We start from the raw sequence: 14,876 nt of genomic DNA on the forward strand, positions 1-14,876 counted from the left end.
CCTTCTCGGAGCGGGCAAAAGCATGTCGCTCACGTCGTCCGTTTCCGGGACTCGCGCTCGGACCCCGACGCGTCCTCGCCTCTCCCCGGCGCGAACCGGCACGCGCCGCCGAACGCCGTAGCTTCATGGTCGTCGGGTGGCGAGTGTGTCTACATGACGCAGACGATTCCCGTCACTGTTCTCAGCGGGAGCCTCGGTGCCGGGAAGACGACGTTGTTGAACCACCTCCTCCGAAACGCGGGGGACCGAAACATCGCCGTTCTCGTCAACGACATGGGCGACCTCAACGTCGACGCCGAACTCGTGAGCGCGAACTCCGACCTCTCGGTCGGCGACGGCGTCGCCGAGCTGTCGAACGGCTGCATCTGCTGTGAACTGCAGGACGACCTCGAAACTGCGGTCACCCGACTCGCGCGAAACCGCGACTTCGACGTTCTCGTCGTCGAGTCCTCGGGCATCAGCGAACCCGAACCGGTCGCCCGCCTCTTCACCACCGGGTCGCGCGCGGCGGCGCTGTACGAGGTGGACTCGCTCGTGACGGTGCTCGACTCTCGACTGTTCTACGACGCCTTCGGCGGTGAGGGCGTCGCCGAGCGCCGCGGCACCGACGAGGACGACAGCCGTCCGCTCTCCGACCTCCTCGTCGAACAGGTGGAGTTCGCTAACCTCGTGCTGCTGAACAAATCCGACCTCGTCTCCGAGGCGGAGATGGCCGCCGTCGAGGAGATGGTGCGGGCGCTCGTGCCCGACGCCGAGATTCTCCGGACGACGGAGTCGGCGGTCGACCCCGACCGGTTGTTCGGCCGGCAGTTGTACGACCCGGCGACCGCCGCCGAGATGGCGGGGTGGAAACAGGCGCTCGACGCCGCCGACGAGGGCGACGACGGAACGCACGACCACGCCCACAACGGCCACGCTCACGGGAGCGACGACCACGACCACCGCCACCCCGACGAGGTGTACGGCGTCTCCTCGTTCACCTACCGTCGTCGTCGGCCGTTCCACCCCGAGCGGTTCGCGGCGCTGCTCTCCGACCTCCCGACGAACGTCGTCCGCTCGAAGGGGACCTGCTGGGTCGCCGGGCGGGAATCGCCCGTCGTCGTCGGCCAAGCGGGGCCGTCGGTGCGCGCCGAGGCGGTCGGTCAGTGGATTGCGACTCTCCCCGAACTCGACCAGGACCTCTACCGGTCGAACCACAGTGAGTTGGCGTGGGACGACGAGTGGGGCGACCGACGCACCGCGTTCGTCGTCATCGGCACGGACCTCGACGAGGAAGCGACGACGGCGACGCTCGACGACTGTCTGCTCACCGACGAGGAGATGGACGCCGACTGGTCGACGTTCGAGAACCCGTTCCCGAGACAGGGCGAGGAGTTCGTCGTCACCGAACCCTGAGTCGGGTACCCGTTCGACTCGCGCTACCCGTTCCGCGTCGCGTCACTCCACGTCCGCGGCCAAGGCGTCCAACGCGCGCTTCAGTTCCCCCTTCCGTTTCCAGGCGGCGATGCGGTCGGTGAGCCCCGCCAGCGGGAGACCGAGACTCACCGACGAACGGGCCGTCACCCGCGACCCCTCGTTCTCGGAGGCGACGCCGACCGTCGTCTCCATCGCGTCGAACGGTCCGGCTTCGCCCGCCTGCTCGTAGAACAGGCCGTCGTCGAGCGTCTCGAAGCGGAGCGCAAACTGGAAGCGATCCGTGCCGGTGACGACGACGGGACCGTCCTCGGTCTCTTCGACGTCGCGGACCTCGAAGCTCCCTTCGTACTGGATCACCGCTTCGGGCGTGAGCGCGCGTCGGACGACCCGCGGGGGCGCGCGGACGAACCGAGAGACCGTCACCTCGTGCATGGGTCGTCCGTGACGCCGCGGTCTCATAAGTGTCCCCGACCGACGAACCCTCGAACTCAGAGCTGTAGCACCGAGAGGAACGACAGGAGAAGAAACACCGCGAATACGAAGTAGAGCAGTTTCAGCAGTCGTACGTCGGCGGGAACCTCCCGTCGGATGTCGGGATTGACGGACCAGACGAGCCGATAGTACGCCGCCGCCGCGGCGACGGCGAAGACGGCTCCGGAGGCGGCGACGGCGACACTCAACGGGAGGCCGAGCGAGAGGCCGTAAGCGGGACCGAACGCGAACGTCAGCGCGAACGTGAGCGACGTCGTGACGAGAAACGGCACGGCGTCGACCGGCGTCCCCTCGCGGTTCCCGAGTCGCATACGTCGGTGACGGCCGCCCGCACAAAGAAGCTAAGTGCCACGCCGAACCAGGAGGCGCTATGCAGTCTCAAGGGGACCCGCGGGTCCTGTTCGTGATGAACTTGGTGTTGTCTCTCGCGTTCGCGTCGGTCGTCCTCTACGGCTTCGAGTTCGTCGGCCTCCTCTCGTTCACGTGGCAACGCCTCGCCATCGCGACGGGGGTACTGATGGCGCTGACGTTTCTCGTCGTCCGGTGAGCGGTCGGAGACGGGGACGCGCCGCGTCGACCGGACCCTCGCTCACTCGTCTCGCAGCAGTTCGTCGCCGTAGGCTCCCGCGCCCCGTTCTTCCACCCGCTCGAACTGGTCGAGTCGCGGGTCTTTGACAACGTAGCCCAGTAGGCTCCCGAACCCGTTTCGCTGCGGGTGGAGGCCGACCCCGCTGCCCGCGCCGACGAGTCCGGGCGCGTCCCTGTCGAGGTGGTCGCGCCACCACGCCTGGTCGAAGAACAGCGACGAGATTTCCATGTGTTTCACGTCGTGAGTGAACAGGTAGCCCTCGCGTCGAAGCAGCGGCCAGAGCCCTTCGAGACACGTCTCGGCCGAACGTCGAAGACCCACGTCCAGGAAGGCGAGCGCGACCGGCCGGTCGAACGCCGGGAGCGTCTCCTCGAAGTAGCCCTCTACGAACTCGCAGGCGTCGACGTCGCCGTAGGCGGCGACGTTTCGACGGACGTCGTCGAGCGATCCGCGCCACGACCCGGCCTCGTACGTGTGGACCTGCTCGGACTGCACGAGGACGTGCGCCTCGTCCGTCTCGTCGGGTTCGGGCATCCCCTCGAAGGAGTCGAATACGACGAGCGTTCGGTCGCAGAGCCCCGCCACGAGCGAGAGGTTCGCCGTGCTCCCGCCGAGGTAACAGCCGCACTCGACGACGACGCCCTCCTCGTCGGGCGGTAGCTGCAGTATCTTCGTGGCGACGACGAGGTGTTCGACGAACGACGACCCCGTCGGGAGTCGGAGGTTGTTCCAGAACATCCGGGCGACGAGGCGACACTTCGTCCCGAGGTCGACGCCGTAGGCCGCACCGGTGTCGGCGTCGAAGTACTCGCCGAGAACGATGGGGACGCTGAGCACGAGCAGCCCGAGCCTGTACGCCCGCGTCAGCGTCGCTCTCACCCGCGTTCGTGTCTCTGTCATCGAGTTCGGGTCAGTTCTCTCGGGTATCGTTATCCGGTCGCTATCGTCGACCGTCTGACCGTTTCGGCCGCCGGCCGATGCGACTGCGTCGGTCGCCGCCGAACCGCCGTCCCGCCCCTCGAAACGGGATTTCGCGCGCCGCCTCCATCAGAAACCTTCGATTGACTCTCTCCGTTCGTTTCGTTTTCCCCGCCTCGTCGGTGGGTTTCGTCGCAGTATCTCCTTTCTGCGTTTCGTCGACGTAGCTCGTTACGCGTCTCTCGTCCCGTCGGCGCGCATCGACGACTCGTCTCCCCTCGCGCCCCTTCGGCGCGCATCGACGACCCGACTCACGTCGTGTCCCGTTCGAGAAAGGAGACGTACCAACTTTCGCGTTCGTCCAGCGGTAGGCCGCCGAACTCCCGCGGCCCGTCCTCGGTCACCGGCCGCGAGACGATGGTCACCCGACTCCGAGTCAAAAGCGACAGCGGCCGTTCGTCGTCGGCGAGAAAGCCCCGCTCGGTGAGGAACTCCCGCGGCACTCCGCTCCCGGAGACGGCGACGATGTCGGAGTCGGCGTGCTCTTCGAGCGCGGCGTCGAACAGGCGGGCGACACCGGCCAGCCACTCGTCGCCGCCGGTGAGCGGCGCGATCTCGACGAACTGCGTGACGGCGATACCGTCCTCCGTCGTCCGCGTCCGCGCGACGAGCGCGGCGAGCGGCCCCTCGTCGTTCTCGACGACGTACGTGAGCCGTCCCCAGAGCGGGCTCCCCAAGCGCCAGCGGTAGAACGCCGCGTCGCGGTGCGCGTGGAGGCGGTCGGGTATCGACCGCTCGTACAGCGCCGCGAGGCGGTCGACGGGCAGCGTCCGGTGTCTGTGGACGACGAACTGCCGGTCGGTTCGGGCGGCCCTGTCGCGGTTCCGGTAGTAGCGCCGGGCGACGGGCGTCGTCAACCGCGCGACCGACTCGCCGACTTCGCTGAAGCGAGTCCCGACGAGTGTGCTCGGCTTCTGCACCCGATAGAACGTCGTCCGTCGGCCCGCGTCCCGCCAGCCGAGTTTCTCGTAGCCCGGCCGCGACGCCTCGTTCGGGAAGTTGAAGTAGAGGTCGGGCCCTCCGTCGGCGTCGGCGTAGTACGACAGCGCCGCCGTCGTCATGTTCGTGAACACGCCCTGCCGTCTGTGGTCGGGGTGGACCATCGTATCCGCCGGTTGGAAAGCGACCCCGCTCGCGTCGGGTCCGCGGAGCGGCAGGACGAGAAACGGTCGCGCGCCGACGATCTCGCCGTCGCGCTCGGCGACGAAAATCGGGACGTGGTCGACGTAGGGGTTCTCGACGTACTTCCACTCGAACCACTCGCGGCCGCGCTGGCGGCCCCACACGGTTCGGTCGAGCGCCAGCAGGCCGTCTCTGTCGCCCGCCTCGTAGCCCCGTATTCGGTACTCGCCGTCGCGTTTCGTCTCCGCGCTCGGGCCGGCCCGGGCGGACCCTGTCGTCGGGGACATCGTGCTGTCGCTCCGCAACCGCACGTTTTGTTATTCGTCGCCGAACGCCGACCGTGCAGACCCTCCCGACGGTTTCGACGAGTAAACGTTCGCTTGTGGCCGAGCATCCGTCGCGTACGACACTCGTTCCCCCGCGGAGACGGCGATGAGGTCTTTTATGTCGTTCGGCGTTTCCGCTCTACACATGCCCATCGAAGACCGCGACGACGCGTACCTCATCACCCACGCGCTCGCAAAGGACACGCTGTCGAAGCTCCGCGACGTCGAGACCGAACAGGTCGCCTTCCGGAAAGGTCTCGTGAAACTCGGCCGCATCGCCGGCTACGAGATAATCGACGGCGCGATGGAGACCGAGTTCGTCTCCATCGAGACCCCGATGGCTCAGACGACCGGCGAGCGCGTGAAAGGCCTCGACGACGTCGTCATCGTCAACGTCCTCCGCGCCGCCACCCCGTTCGTCGAGGGGCTGCTGAAGGCGTTTCCCCGCGCGAAGCAGGGCGTCATCAGCGCCGGACGCGACGAGGACGCCGGGATGAACGACGAGGGCGAGTTCCCCATCAAGATCGACTACGTGAAACTCCCCGAAATCACGGAGAAGGACACCGTCATCGTCGCCGACCCGATGCTCGCCACCGGTAGCACGATGTGTACCGTCCTGGACCACGTGCTGGAGGAAGCGGACGGCTTCGAGAACCTGTTCGTCCTCTCTGCGGTTTCGGCACCCGACGGCCTGCTCCGCGTCGGCGGCCAGTTCGACGAGGCGGACCTGCTCACCGTCGCCATCGACGACCACCTCGACGAGCACGGCTACATCATCCCCGGTCTCGGCGACGCCGGCGACCGCGCCTTCCGCACCAAGTAGCGACTCGCTCCTCGCTTTTCGACGGTTCGAGGGCTCGGCGGTCTCCGAACCCCCTCTCTTCGACTCGAAACCGCCCACGGTGAGCACGTCTGACGCGGGCGCGTTCCTGTCGAAACGGTCCCGTGGAGCGCCCGGGAAACGCTCTGTTCTCCCCGCCCCCGTTACTCGTCGTCTTCGTCGTCTCCGTCGCTTCCAGCCGAGAGGCCGTCGTCGCCGCGCTCCAACGCCGGCGGGACGTCGTGGTGGTCCGAGTAGCCGTCGAACCAGCGGGCGATGCGCTCGATTCGGTCGACGACGTGGCCCGGCTCGCCCGACCGCGAGAGTTCGTGGCCCTCGCGCGGGTAGCGGACGAGGCGGGTGTCGATGCCGTTCTTCTTCAGGAAGAGGTAGAACATCTCGCCGTTGTTGACGGGGACGCGGAAGTCGTTGTCGGCGTGGACGACGAGCGTCGGTGTCGTCGCGTTCGCGGCGTGGGCGACCGGCGACTGCTCCCAGAGGAACTCCGGTTCGTCCCACGGCTTCGCGCCGAAATCCCACTCGACCAGCTTGAACGCGTCCGTCGACCCGTAGAACGACGAGAGGTCGTAGACGCCGCGCTGGGCGACCGCACCGCGGAAGAAGCCGGTGTGACCCACGATCCAGCCGGTCATGAAGCCGCCGAAGCTCCCGCCGGTGACGAAGGCGTTGTCGGCGTCGACGTAGTCGCGCTCGGCGACGAGCTCCGCGCCCGCCATCACGTCGGTCATCGTCACGTCGCCCCAGTCGCGCTCGATGGCCATCTCGAACGCCTCGCCGTAGCCGGTCGACCCCCGCGGGTTCGACCAGAAGACGACGTAGCCCCGAGCGGCGAGGGTCTGGAACTCGTGCCACATCGTCCCCGCCGTCGACCACATCGCGTGCGGGCCGCCGTGGATTTCGACGGCCAGCGGGTACGTTTCGCTTTCGTCCGCGGGACCGGACGGTTCTCCGCTACCGTCCGGGTCGAAGTCGGGCGGCGTCAGCACCCAGCCCTGCACCTCGACGCCGTCGTCGGACTCGAAGCGCAGTTCCTCGGGTTCGCCCACCTCGATGTCGGCGAGGTAGTCGGCGTTGAGTTCGGTGAGTCGCGTCTCGTCGCCGTCGACGGAGACGAAGACGTCGCCCGGGTGGTCCCACTCGCTCTTCGCGTAGACGACCGCCTCGTCGCCCGCGGAGATGTCTGTGAGGTGGCCGTCGCCCGCGACGACTTCGATCGCCGCGCCCGCGTCGTCGACGCGGCGACAGACGTAGTCGCCCTCGTCGGGCGTGACGAAGTAGACGAACTCCTCGTCGGGGTCCCACTGGAAGCCGACCGCGCCGACGGTGCGGTCGATGTCGGCGGTCAGTACCGTGGTCTCCTCCGACTCGGGGTCGAACAGCTCGAGGTCCGTCTGTCGCATCGAGGTGCGGTCCTCGGGGGTCCGCGCGTAGACGACGCGGCCGTCTCCGGCGACGGCGAGACCCGTCCCCCACCCGGTCGTCTGGAGGACGTGCTCCTCCTCGTTCGCCTCGGTGTCGTAGGCGAACACGTCGACGTAGACGTTGTCGTCGGGGTCCTCGGTACGCTTCGACGTGTAGTACAGCGTCGTCTCGTCGCTCCAGGAGGGGCTGCCGTGGTCGTAGTCGCCGTCGGTGACTCGCTCCACGTCGCCCGATTCGACGTCGGCGACGTAGACGTGGCCGCGGGTGCCGTCGATGTAGCGGGCGAGTTGGCGGTAGACGAGGCGGTCGACGACCCGCGGGTCGGGCGTCTCGCGTTCGTACTCCTCCTCGTCGGCGATGCTCAGGTCGAGTTGCTCCTCGCGCTCCGCTTCGGTCGTCGCCTGTACGAACGCGATTCGACGGCCGTCGGGACTCCACTCGGGCGTGCTGACGCCGCCGGGGACGTCCGTCACCTGCTGGGCCTCGCCGCCGTCGGTGGGGACGACCCACAGTTGCGGGCGGTCGTCGCCGTCGCCGCGCGTCGAGACGAACGCGAGGCGGTCGCCGCTCGGACTCCACCGCGGTTGGCTGTCGACGCCCTCGTCGACGGTGAATCTGCGGGGCTCGTCGCTGCCGTCGGCGGGGACGAGATAGATCGTCGCTTCGTACGATTCGTCGTCTGTCGGCACCTTCCGGACGAAGGCGACCTGCTCGCCGCCCGGAGACAGTCGAGGGCTCTCCGGTTTGGCGATGTCGTGGTAGTCGGCAGCGCTGACGCGTCGCATACCGCGCCTCTCGTACCCGCTCGGGAATAGCCTTCGGAAGCAGGAACGGTCCGCCGGTGGTGAGAACGGCTCTTGAAATCTTGTTAACAGTTCGAGACGTTCAGGTATGCATGAGATTAGTTGACATTGGACTACAGTTAGTGATATATATCTCTGGACGACATTCTGATGTATGGCTCGCTATCTCAATCGGCGGAAGTTCATCGCTGCGACCGGTGCGGCAGGCCTCGTCGGCCTCGCCGGCTGTTCCGACGGCGGAAACGGCGGAAACGGCGGCGACAACGACACCGGCGGCGACGACACCGGAAACGACACCGACGGCGAGGGGACGGACTCCGAGGGCGGAAACGGCGGCGACACCCAACTCACGTGGCACGCCGGCGGCACCGGCGGCACGTACTACCCGCTGTCGAATCAGTTCAAGAGCGTCGTCGAGGCGAACACCGATTACACCCTGCAGGTGCAGTCGACGGGTGCCAGCGTTGAGAACGCCGGCAGTCTCGGTAACGGCGACGCCGACTTCGCGCTCCTGCAGAACGACGTCGCGTACTTCGCGGTCAACGGCGAAGGTATCGAGGCGTTCGAGGGGAACGCCATCCCGAACATCCGCGGCGTGGCGACGCTCTACCCCGAGACCATCCACGTGGTGACGCCCGGCAACTCCGACATCCAGTCGGTGCAGGACCTCGAAGGCGCGACCATCAACACCGGCGACCTCGGCAGCGGCACGCAGGTCGACGCCCGACAGATTCTCGAAGCGGTCGGTATCCAGGACTACACCGAGCAGAACACCGACTTCTCGCAGGCCGCAGAGCAGATCCAGAACGGCGACGTCGACGCGGCGTTCGTCGTCGGCGGCTGGCCGGTCGGTGCCATCGAGGACCTCGCGAACAACAGCAACATCCGAATCGTCGAGATATCCGGCGACGCGCGCGAGCAGGTCAAAGAGGCCGGTTCGTACTTCGCCGACGACGAGATTCCCGCCGGCACGTACAGCGGCATCGACGAACCCGTCCAGACCGTCGCCGTGCAGGCGATGATCGCGACCAACGAGGAGCAGTCCGAGGAGGTCGTCCAGTCGGTCACCGAAGCCATCTTCGAGAACACCGACGAGATCAACATCAAACAGGAGTTCATCACCGTCGACACCGCACAGGACGGGATGTCCATCGACCTGCACCCCGGCGCGCAGGCGTACTTCGACTCCGCCGGCACCGGTGGCAGCGGCAACGAAACCAGCGGTAACGAAACCAGCGGTAACGAAACCAGCGGCAACGAGTCGAACTAAGCGCACCCGGCCCGACTTCGCTCGGACGACCGCACACAACAGTGCGGTCTCTTGACCCGTACAGATGCACTTTCGACCGACTCTGCGTTCTTCGCACCGTCCATGAGCGACCGCTCCGGTCGTCGGTCGGTCGGGGTCGCACTCGCGTCGCTGGCCGTGCTCGCACTCGTTCTCGCCGGCGGCGCGGTGGCGACGCAACCCGACCGCGCGGTCGTCGTCGAAGACGCGGACACCGGCGAACGGCTGCTCACCGCGCCGGTCGAAAACGACACGACGGTGACGCTCGCGTACAACCACAGCGTCGAGGGCAGTCCCGTCCGCGACGTGTACGCGGTCCGCGGCGACGAACTCGTGATGACGCGCATGGAGTTCGCGTCGTACGGCTGGGGCTTCCCGGCACAGGCGAACGTCACCCGCGAGAACGGAACGTTCGTCCACAGACCCGACGACGTCCGTCTCACGGAGCTGTACGTCTCGCCCGGTGACGTCGCCGGCCACCGGCTCCGCGTCGGCGACGAGACGTACGACCTCGTTTCGCGCTCGAACGGCGACACCGTACGGATTCACGTCGAACACCGCAGTATACTCCAACAGATGATACCATGACCGTCGACGACACCCCACCGGAAGAAGAGGAACTCTCCGAGGAGGAGAAGCAGGAACTCATCGACGAACTGGAGCGAAAACGGAACCTCCGCGGCGCCGCCGCCGTCGCCGTCGCGTTCATCGGCATCTGTTTCTCGGCGTTTCAGATGTGGCTCGCCGCGCGCGGGTTCATCTTCGAGCTGACGCTGCCCGTCGTCGGCTCGGTGCGCCTCGCCGCGCTCCAACAGCTACAGATCCGCGCGATTCACGTCGTGTTCGCGCTCGTCCTCGCGTTCATGCTCTACCCGGCGACGTCGAGCGGCGGGTTCTTCTCCCGGCGACTCTCCCGGGTCGTCCCCGGACTCGAACGCAGCTACGGGGCCGACCATCCGGCGACGCGGGCGGCGACGAGCGTCCGCTCGGGCGTCCGCTGGGCCATCGCCGACCCGTCCCGGCGGCGGGTGACGCCCGTCGACCTCGTGCTCGTCTTCCTGTCGGCGCTGACGGCGGCGTACATGATCACCGACTACGAGGAGATCCAGACGATGCGCGCGCTCGGACTCGGCTCCGGGCGTACCACCGGCGAAATGTACCCCTTTCTCGCGCCGCTCGTCGACGCCGTCGCTGCGCTCGGCGTCCCGATAGACGAGGTCTCGTACGCCTTCGTTCTCGGCGCTATCGGCGTCCTGCTCGTGCTCGAAGCCACGCGGCGGACGCTCGGGACGCTGCTCATGGTCATCGTCTCGACGTTCATCCTCTACGCGCGGTACGCGGGCAACATCCCGCAGGACCTACCGTATCTCGGCATCCTCTCGACGCCCTCGGCGTCGTGGGACTCGGTGATTCAGAACCTCTGGTACAACACCGCCAACGGCGTCTTCGGCGTCCCCGTCGAGGTGAGCGTCCGCTACATCTACATCTTCGTCCTCTTCGGAGCGTTCCTGGAGATGAGCGGCGCGGGCCAGTGGTTCATCGACCTCGCGTACTCGATGACCGGGTCGCGCAAGGGCGGTCCCGCGAAGGCGAGCATCCTCTCCAGCGGGTTCATGGGGACCATCAGCGGCTCCTCAATCGCCAACACCGTCACGACGGGCGCGTTCACCATCCCGCTGATGAAGCGCTCGGGCTACCGACCGGAGTTCGCCGGCGGCGTCGAGGCTTCCGCCTCCTCCGGCGGGCAGATTCTCCCGCCCGTGATGGGCGCGGCGGCGTTCCTCATCGTCGAGTTCGTCGGCGTCTCCTACGACACCGTCATCGTCGCCGCGACGATACCCGCCATCGTCTTCTTCTTCGGCGTCTGGGTGATGGTCCACCTCGAAGCGTCGCGCGAGGGCATCGGCGGCGTCGACCCCTCCGAACTCGTCGCCGTCGGCAGCCACCTGCGGAGCGGCTGGTACTACCTCGCGCCCATCGCGCTGCTGCTCGTCTACCTCATCGGCATTCGCTACTCGGTGTCGCGGTCGGCGTGGTACACCATCGTCGCCATCATCGCGCTCATCGCGCTCGTCGCCACCTACAACGAACGGACGCGCGTCCCGCTTCTCGGGACCATCGCCGCGCTGTTCGCTGCCGAGGCGGTCGCGCGCCTGTTGACGGGCGCGGGCATCGTCGGCGCGCTGACCGGCGCGGGAACCGGCGGGATGGCGCCCCGCGCCGCGCTCGACGCCGCGGCCGGACAGCTCGGCACCATCATCGTGCTCGTCAGCGCGGCGTTCCTCGTCGCGCGACCGCGACTCCCGTCGCCGCTCCTGGAGTACGACCCCGCCGTCGACGACTCGGCGGAGAAGACGGCGGACGCGCTCGGCCGCCGCTCGCTCGCCGACAACAACGCCTACCGCTTCGGGACGTTCGTGCTCAAATCGATGGAGTCCGGTGCGAGAACCGCGACGGTCGTCGTCGTCGCCGTCGCCGCCGCGGGCGTCATCCCCGGCGTCATCAGCGTCTCCGGTCTCGGCCCGAACCTCGTCGCGCTCATCGAGGCCGTCTCCGGCGGGTCGCTCATCCTCCTCCTGGTCATCACGGCCATCTCCTCTATCATCCTCGGGATGGGGATGCCGACGACGGTGACGTACATCATCCTCGTCGCGCTGCTCGGCGGCGCCATCTCGGAACTGGCGAACATCCCGCTCTTGGCGGCGCACCTGTTCATCCTCTACTTCGGCGTCATCGCCGACATCACGCCGCCGGTCGCCGTCGCGGCCTACGCCGCCTCCGGCGTGGCGAAGTCCGACCCGTTCAAGACGGGTGTCGAGGCGTTCACGCTCTCTCTGAACAAGGCTATCGTCCCGTTCGCGTTCGTCTTCGCGCCGGGCATCCTGCTCATCCGCGGCGAGAGCACCGAGCAGTACCACATCATCAACTTCGCCGACGTCGCCGACCTCGGCTACTTCGTCCCGGAGGTGGTCGTCCCCATCGTCGGGCTGTTCCTCGGGGTGTTCGCGCTCGGTCCGACTATCATCGGCTATCTCTACTCGCCGCTCGGCAGCGCCGAGCGCTCGCTGTTCGCCGTCTCCTCGATTCTGCTCATGGCGCCGCAGATGCTCCTCGACCCGCTGTTCACGATTCTCTCGGGAGCCGGGATGAGCGTCGGCGTCGAGATACTGACGCTCGACCTGCTGCTTCGGGCGGTCGGCGGCGTGCTGTTGGGGGCGCTGACGCTTCTGAACCGGCGGCAGATGGAAGGCGAGCGCGCCGAACCGTCGTCGGCGTCGCCGACGACCGACTGAGAGCGGCTTTCTTTTCCCGATTCTACGACCGCTGTCCGCTCGTCAGCGACCGCTCGACGCGGTACGCGACGCCCGCGAACGCGGTGAGACCGGCGACGGCGAGAAGCGAGAACAGCGGTCCGAACGACCCGAACCCGGCGATGCCGGTGGCTACGCCGAGCGCGACAAGAACCGAAAACGCGTTCGCGGCAGTCGTCCCGACCGCTCCGAGACGCGACCGTGCGTCGCGCACCGTCCATCGGACGAACGCCACGGAGAGCGTCCGAACGACGAGATACGTCGCCGCGAACGAGACCAACGCGAGCAGGACGACGAACGCCAGTTCCGGCGCGTATTCGGGAAGTGAGGCTTCGCTTCCCGCGAGTTGGAGGAGCATGCGTCCCGCTTTTCGGACAGTCGATATAAGTGTTCAGACGACGACCCCTTCTCACTTCCCGCTCGGCCTCAGAACCGGTCGACGCCGAACGGTTCGAGTTCCCCGGTCGCGTCCTCGCCGCGGACCGCGTCGGCGACGAGTTTGCCGCTGTACGGCCCCAGTTGGAGCCCGGTCGGTCCGTGGCCCGTCGCCACGAACGCGCCGTCGACGCCGGGCACCTCGCCCAGAACGGGCAGTCCGTCCTTGGCGAGCGGTCGCAGTCCCACTCGGGCCTCCCGAAGCGACGCGTCCGCGAGTCCCGGTGCGACGCGGAGAATCTCGCTGAACACGTCGTGCAGACCCTCGACGGTCGTCTTCGGTTCGAACCCCGCACCCGTCTCGCGGGTCGCGCCGACGGCGACGCGGCCGTCGTCCCACGAGACGAGGTACTTGTGGCGGTAGGGGCTGACGATAGGCCAGCCCTCGGTGTCGGCGTCGAGGTCCAGGTGGACGATCTGGCCGCGCTGCGGTTCGACCGGTATCTCGACGCCCAACTGCGCGCCGAAGGCGTTCGACCACGCCCCGCCCGCGACGACGACGGCGTCGGCGGCGAGTTCCGTCTCATCGACGACGACACCCGTCACCTCGTCGCCGTCGACGACGAGCGACTCGACGCTCGCCTCCAACGTATCGAGGCCGTGGTTCTCGCCCGCGCGGCGGAGCGCCCCCTCGAACGTCTGCCCGTCGACGCGGGCGGCGTCGTCGTAGTAGAACGCTCGCTCCGACTCGCCCAGCGGCGGGAAGCGCTCGCGGGCCTCCTCGGAGCTGAGTTCGTGAACCGTCCCCTCGGCGGGCGGTTCGCCGGCGGCCTGTCGCTCGCGGATGCGCGCGAGCACCTCGTCGTACTGTTCGGCCTCCTCGGCGTCGAACGCGACGTTCAGCAGCCCCCGTTTCGCGTAGCCGTGCGGTCCGTCCTGCTCCGCTTCCAGCGCCGCCACGAGTTCGCCGTAGTAGTCGACGGCCGTCGTCGCGAAGTCGAACCACGTGCTGTCGCCGCCGCGACTGCTCGTCGCCGCCGAGAGGATGCCCGCGCCGGCGTCGGTCGCTCTCCCCTCGTCGCGCCGGTCGACGAGCAGCGTCTCGCACCCCTCGCGGGCGAGATGGTAGGCAGCGGACGCGCCGACGATGCCGCCGCCGACGACGATAGCCTCGTACGCCCCGTCCGTCTCGTCTCGTTCGGTCATGTTTCGGGCGACGTAACCCGCCGCCGTGAGTGTGTCGTTGGCGGAACTGCGCGAGTGCTCACCCTCCGAGTTCGACCCGTCCGCTCGTGGCGTTCCGCAGTCGCTCCCTGAGGGCGTCGGCGTCGTCGACGGGCACCCGGACCTCGAATCGGACCGACTCCTCGTAGTCGGCGTCGAACTCGACGCCCGCGCTCTCCAGGATACCGCGGACCGTCCCCGAGTCGTCGTACTCGACCTCCGCGGAGAACGTCTCGTGCGGCAGTTCCTCGACGACGCCCGCGGCCTCGACGGCCTCCTTGACGGCGCGGGAGTACGACCGCGCGAGGCCGCCGACGCCGAGGTTCGTCCCGCCGTAGTAGCGCGTCACGACGGCGACGACGTTTCTGATGTCCTGCTGGACGAGCACGTTCAGCGCCGGCTTCCCCGACGACCCGGTCGGTTCCCCGTCGTCGCTCTGGTACTCCCGGAGCATCACGTCACCCGGGTTCGACGCCGAGGCGGGGCCCGCGGGGACGCGGTAGGCGGGAACGTTGTGGGTTGCGTCCGGGTGTTTCTCCTCGATTTCGGCGACGAACGCCTCCGCGGCGTCGACGCCGTCGGCGGGGGAGACGTAGCCGATGAACTCCGAGCCGCGGACCTCGAACTGCGCGCTCGCCCGCCCGGCGACGGTGCGATAGGCGTCGGTCATGGTCGTGTGCGCGGGGCGC

14 protein-coding genes are annotated in these 14,876 nt (G+C 67.9%); 6 read left to right on the forward strand and 8 right to left on the reverse strand.

All coding sequences use genetic code 11. The features are described from left to right. The first annotated feature begins 153 nt into the window (after positions 1–153). Complete coding sequence (locus DV709_RS09195; RefSeq protein WP_117593871.1) at positions 154–1,395, forward strand: CobW family GTP-binding protein; 1,242 nt, start codon at positions 154–156, stop codon at positions 1,393–1,395. Between the two features lie 42 nt (positions 1,396–1,437). Here the strand turns inward: DV709_RS09195 and DV709_RS09200 are convergent, their stop codons facing one another. Together DV709_RS09200 and DV709_RS09205 are read right to left on the reverse strand one after the other, a co-directional pair. Beyond that, complete coding sequence (locus tag DV709_RS09200; protein WP_117593873.1) at positions 1,438–1,848, reverse strand: SRPBCC family protein; 411 nt, start codon at positions 1,846–1,848, stop codon at positions 1,438–1,440. 56 nt (positions 1,849–1,904) lie between these two features. Continuing rightward, complete coding sequence (locus DV709_RS09205; protein ID WP_117593875.1) at positions 1,905–2,219, reverse strand: hypothetical protein; 315 nt, start codon at positions 2,217–2,219, stop codon at positions 1,905–1,907. Positions 2,220–2,278: 59 nt separating this feature from the next. Here DV709_RS09205 and DV709_RS18045 point away from each other — a divergent pair, with 59 nt between their 5' ends. Continuing rightward, complete coding sequence (locus DV709_RS18045; RefSeq protein WP_168191214.1) at positions 2,279–2,455, forward strand: hypothetical protein; 177 nt, start codon at positions 2,279–2,281, stop codon at positions 2,453–2,455. Positions 2,456–2,497: 42 nt separating this feature from the next. Here DV709_RS18045 and DV709_RS09210 read toward each other — a convergent pair whose 3' ends face one another. Next, positions 2,498–3,397: a TylF/MycF/NovP-related O-methyltransferase gene (locus tag DV709_RS09210; RefSeq protein WP_117593877.1), complete on the reverse strand. Its 900-nt coding sequence runs from the start codon at positions 3,395–3,397 to the stop codon at positions 2,498–2,500. Positions 3,398–3,726: 329 nt separating this feature from the next. Continuing rightward, positions 3,727–4,884, reverse strand: a complete 1,158-nt coding sequence (locus tag DV709_RS09215; RefSeq protein WP_117593879.1) for a GNAT family N-acetyltransferase — start codon at positions 4,882–4,884, stop codon at positions 3,727–3,729. Between the two features lie 184 nt (positions 4,885–5,068). On the opposite strand from DV709_RS09215, the gene upp reads away from it, so the two are divergent. After that, positions 5,069–5,746: a uracil phosphoribosyltransferase gene (gene upp / locus DV709_RS09220; protein WP_117593881.1), complete on the forward strand. Its 678-nt coding sequence runs from the start codon at positions 5,069–5,071 to the stop codon at positions 5,744–5,746. A gap of 161 nt (positions 5,747–5,907) precedes the next feature. On the opposite strand, the gene DV709_RS09225 is transcribed toward upp, so the two are convergent. Continuing rightward, entirely contained in the window at positions 5,908–7,971 is a 2,064-nt protein-coding gene (locus DV709_RS09225; protein WP_117593883.1) for a S9 family peptidase, read from the reverse strand. 172 nt (positions 7,972–8,143) lie between these two features. Between DV709_RS09225 and DV709_RS09230 the strand changes: the two genes are divergently transcribed. The 3 genes from DV709_RS09230 (at position 8,144) to DV709_RS09240 (ending at position 12,570) form a co-directional block, all read left to right on the forward strand. Continuing rightward, positions 8,144–9,259 (forward strand): TAXI family TRAP transporter solute-binding subunit, encoded by a 1,116-nt coding sequence (locus DV709_RS09230; protein ID WP_117593885.1) that lies wholly within the window; start codon positions 8,144–8,146, stop codon positions 9,257–9,259. Positions 9,260–9,361: 102 nt separating this feature from the next. Beyond that, complete coding sequence (locus DV709_RS09235) at positions 9,362–9,865, forward strand: DUF1850 domain-containing protein (protein ID WP_117593887.1); 504 nt, start codon at positions 9,362–9,364, stop codon at positions 9,863–9,865. Then, positions 9,862–12,570, forward strand: coding sequence for a TRAP transporter permease (locus DV709_RS09240; RefSeq protein ID WP_117593889.1), 2,709 nt, complete (start codon positions 9,862–9,864; stop codon positions 12,568–12,570). Before DV709_RS09235 ends, DV709_RS09240 begins: the two co-directional genes overlap by 4 nt. Positions 12,571–12,592: 22 nt before the next feature. Here the strand turns inward: DV709_RS09240 and DV709_RS09245 are convergent, their stop codons facing one another. The 3 genes from DV709_RS09245 to DV709_RS09255 all read right to left on the reverse strand — a co-directional run bounded on the left by DV709_RS09245 (position 12,593) and on the right by DV709_RS09255 (position 14,857). Next, positions 12,593–12,946, reverse strand: coding sequence for a hypothetical protein (locus DV709_RS09245; protein ID WP_117593891.1), 354 nt, complete (start codon positions 12,944–12,946; stop codon positions 12,593–12,595). A gap of 68 nt (positions 12,947–13,014) precedes the next feature. Further along, positions 13,015–14,169 (reverse strand): NAD(P)/FAD-dependent oxidoreductase, encoded by a 1,155-nt coding sequence (locus DV709_RS09250; RefSeq protein WP_117593893.1) that lies wholly within the window; start codon positions 14,167–14,169, stop codon positions 13,015–13,017. 58 nt (positions 14,170–14,227) lie between these two features. Then, a complete protein-coding gene (locus DV709_RS09255; RefSeq protein ID WP_117594213.1) occupies positions 14,228–14,857 on the reverse strand; it encodes an IMPACT family protein in 630 nt (209 codons plus the stop codon). Positions 14,858–14,876 lie beyond the last annotated feature (19 nt).

It is taken from the genome of Haloprofundus halophilus, assembly GCF_003439925.1.
GTDB classification, from domain to species: Archaea; Halobacteriota; Halobacteria; order Halobacteriales; family Haloferacaceae; genus Haloprofundus; species Haloprofundus halophilus.

Excerpts from the sequence above, each read along its gene's own strand:
- DV709_RS09195 (WP_117593871.1), top strand. The coding sequence starts at position 154 with ATGACGCAGACGATTCCCGTCACTGTTCTCAGCGGGAGCCTCGGTGCC.
- DV709_RS09200 (WP_117593873.1), bottom strand. The coding sequence starts at position 1,848 with ATGCACGAGGTGACGGTCTCTCGGTTCGTCCGCGCGCCCCCGCGGGTC.
- DV709_RS09205 (WP_117593875.1), bottom strand. The coding sequence starts at position 2,219 with ATGCGACTCGGGAACCGCGAGGGGACGCCGGTCGACGCCGTGCCGTTT.
- DV709_RS18045 (WP_168191214.1), top strand. The coding sequence starts at position 2,279 with ATGCAGTCTCAAGGGGACCCGCGGGTCCTGTTCGTGATGAACTTGGTG.
- DV709_RS09210 (WP_117593877.1), bottom strand. The coding sequence starts at position 3,397 with ATGACAGAGACACGAACGCGGGTGAGAGCGACGCTGACGCGGGCGTAC.
- DV709_RS09215 (WP_117593879.1), bottom strand. The coding sequence starts at position 4,884 with ATGTCCCCGACGACAGGGTCCGCCCGGGCCGGCCCGAGCGCGGAGACG.
- upp (WP_117593881.1), top strand. The coding sequence starts at position 5,069 with ATGCCCATCGAAGACCGCGACGACGCGTACCTCATCACCCACGCGCTC.
- DV709_RS09225 (WP_117593883.1), bottom strand. The coding sequence starts at position 7,971 with ATGCGACGCGTCAGCGCTGCCGACTACCACGACATCGCCAAACCGGAG.
- DV709_RS09230 (WP_117593885.1), top strand. The coding sequence starts at position 8,144 with ATGGCTCGCTATCTCAATCGGCGGAAGTTCATCGCTGCGACCGGTGCG.
- DV709_RS09235 (WP_117593887.1), top strand. The coding sequence starts at position 9,362 with ATGAGCGACCGCTCCGGTCGTCGGTCGGTCGGGGTCGCACTCGCGTCG.
- DV709_RS09240 (WP_117593889.1), top strand. The coding sequence starts at position 9,862 with ATGACCGTCGACGACACCCCACCGGAAGAAGAGGAACTCTCCGAGGAG.
- DV709_RS09245 (WP_117593891.1), bottom strand. The coding sequence starts at position 12,946 with ATGCTCCTCCAACTCGCGGGAAGCGAAGCCTCACTTCCCGAATACGCG.
- DV709_RS09250 (WP_117593893.1), bottom strand. The coding sequence starts at position 14,169 with ATGACCGAACGAGACGAGACGGACGGGGCGTACGAGGCTATCGTCGTC.
- DV709_RS09255 (WP_117594213.1), bottom strand. The coding sequence starts at position 14,857 with ATGACCGACGCCTATCGCACCGTCGCCGGGCGGGCGAGCGCGCAGTTC.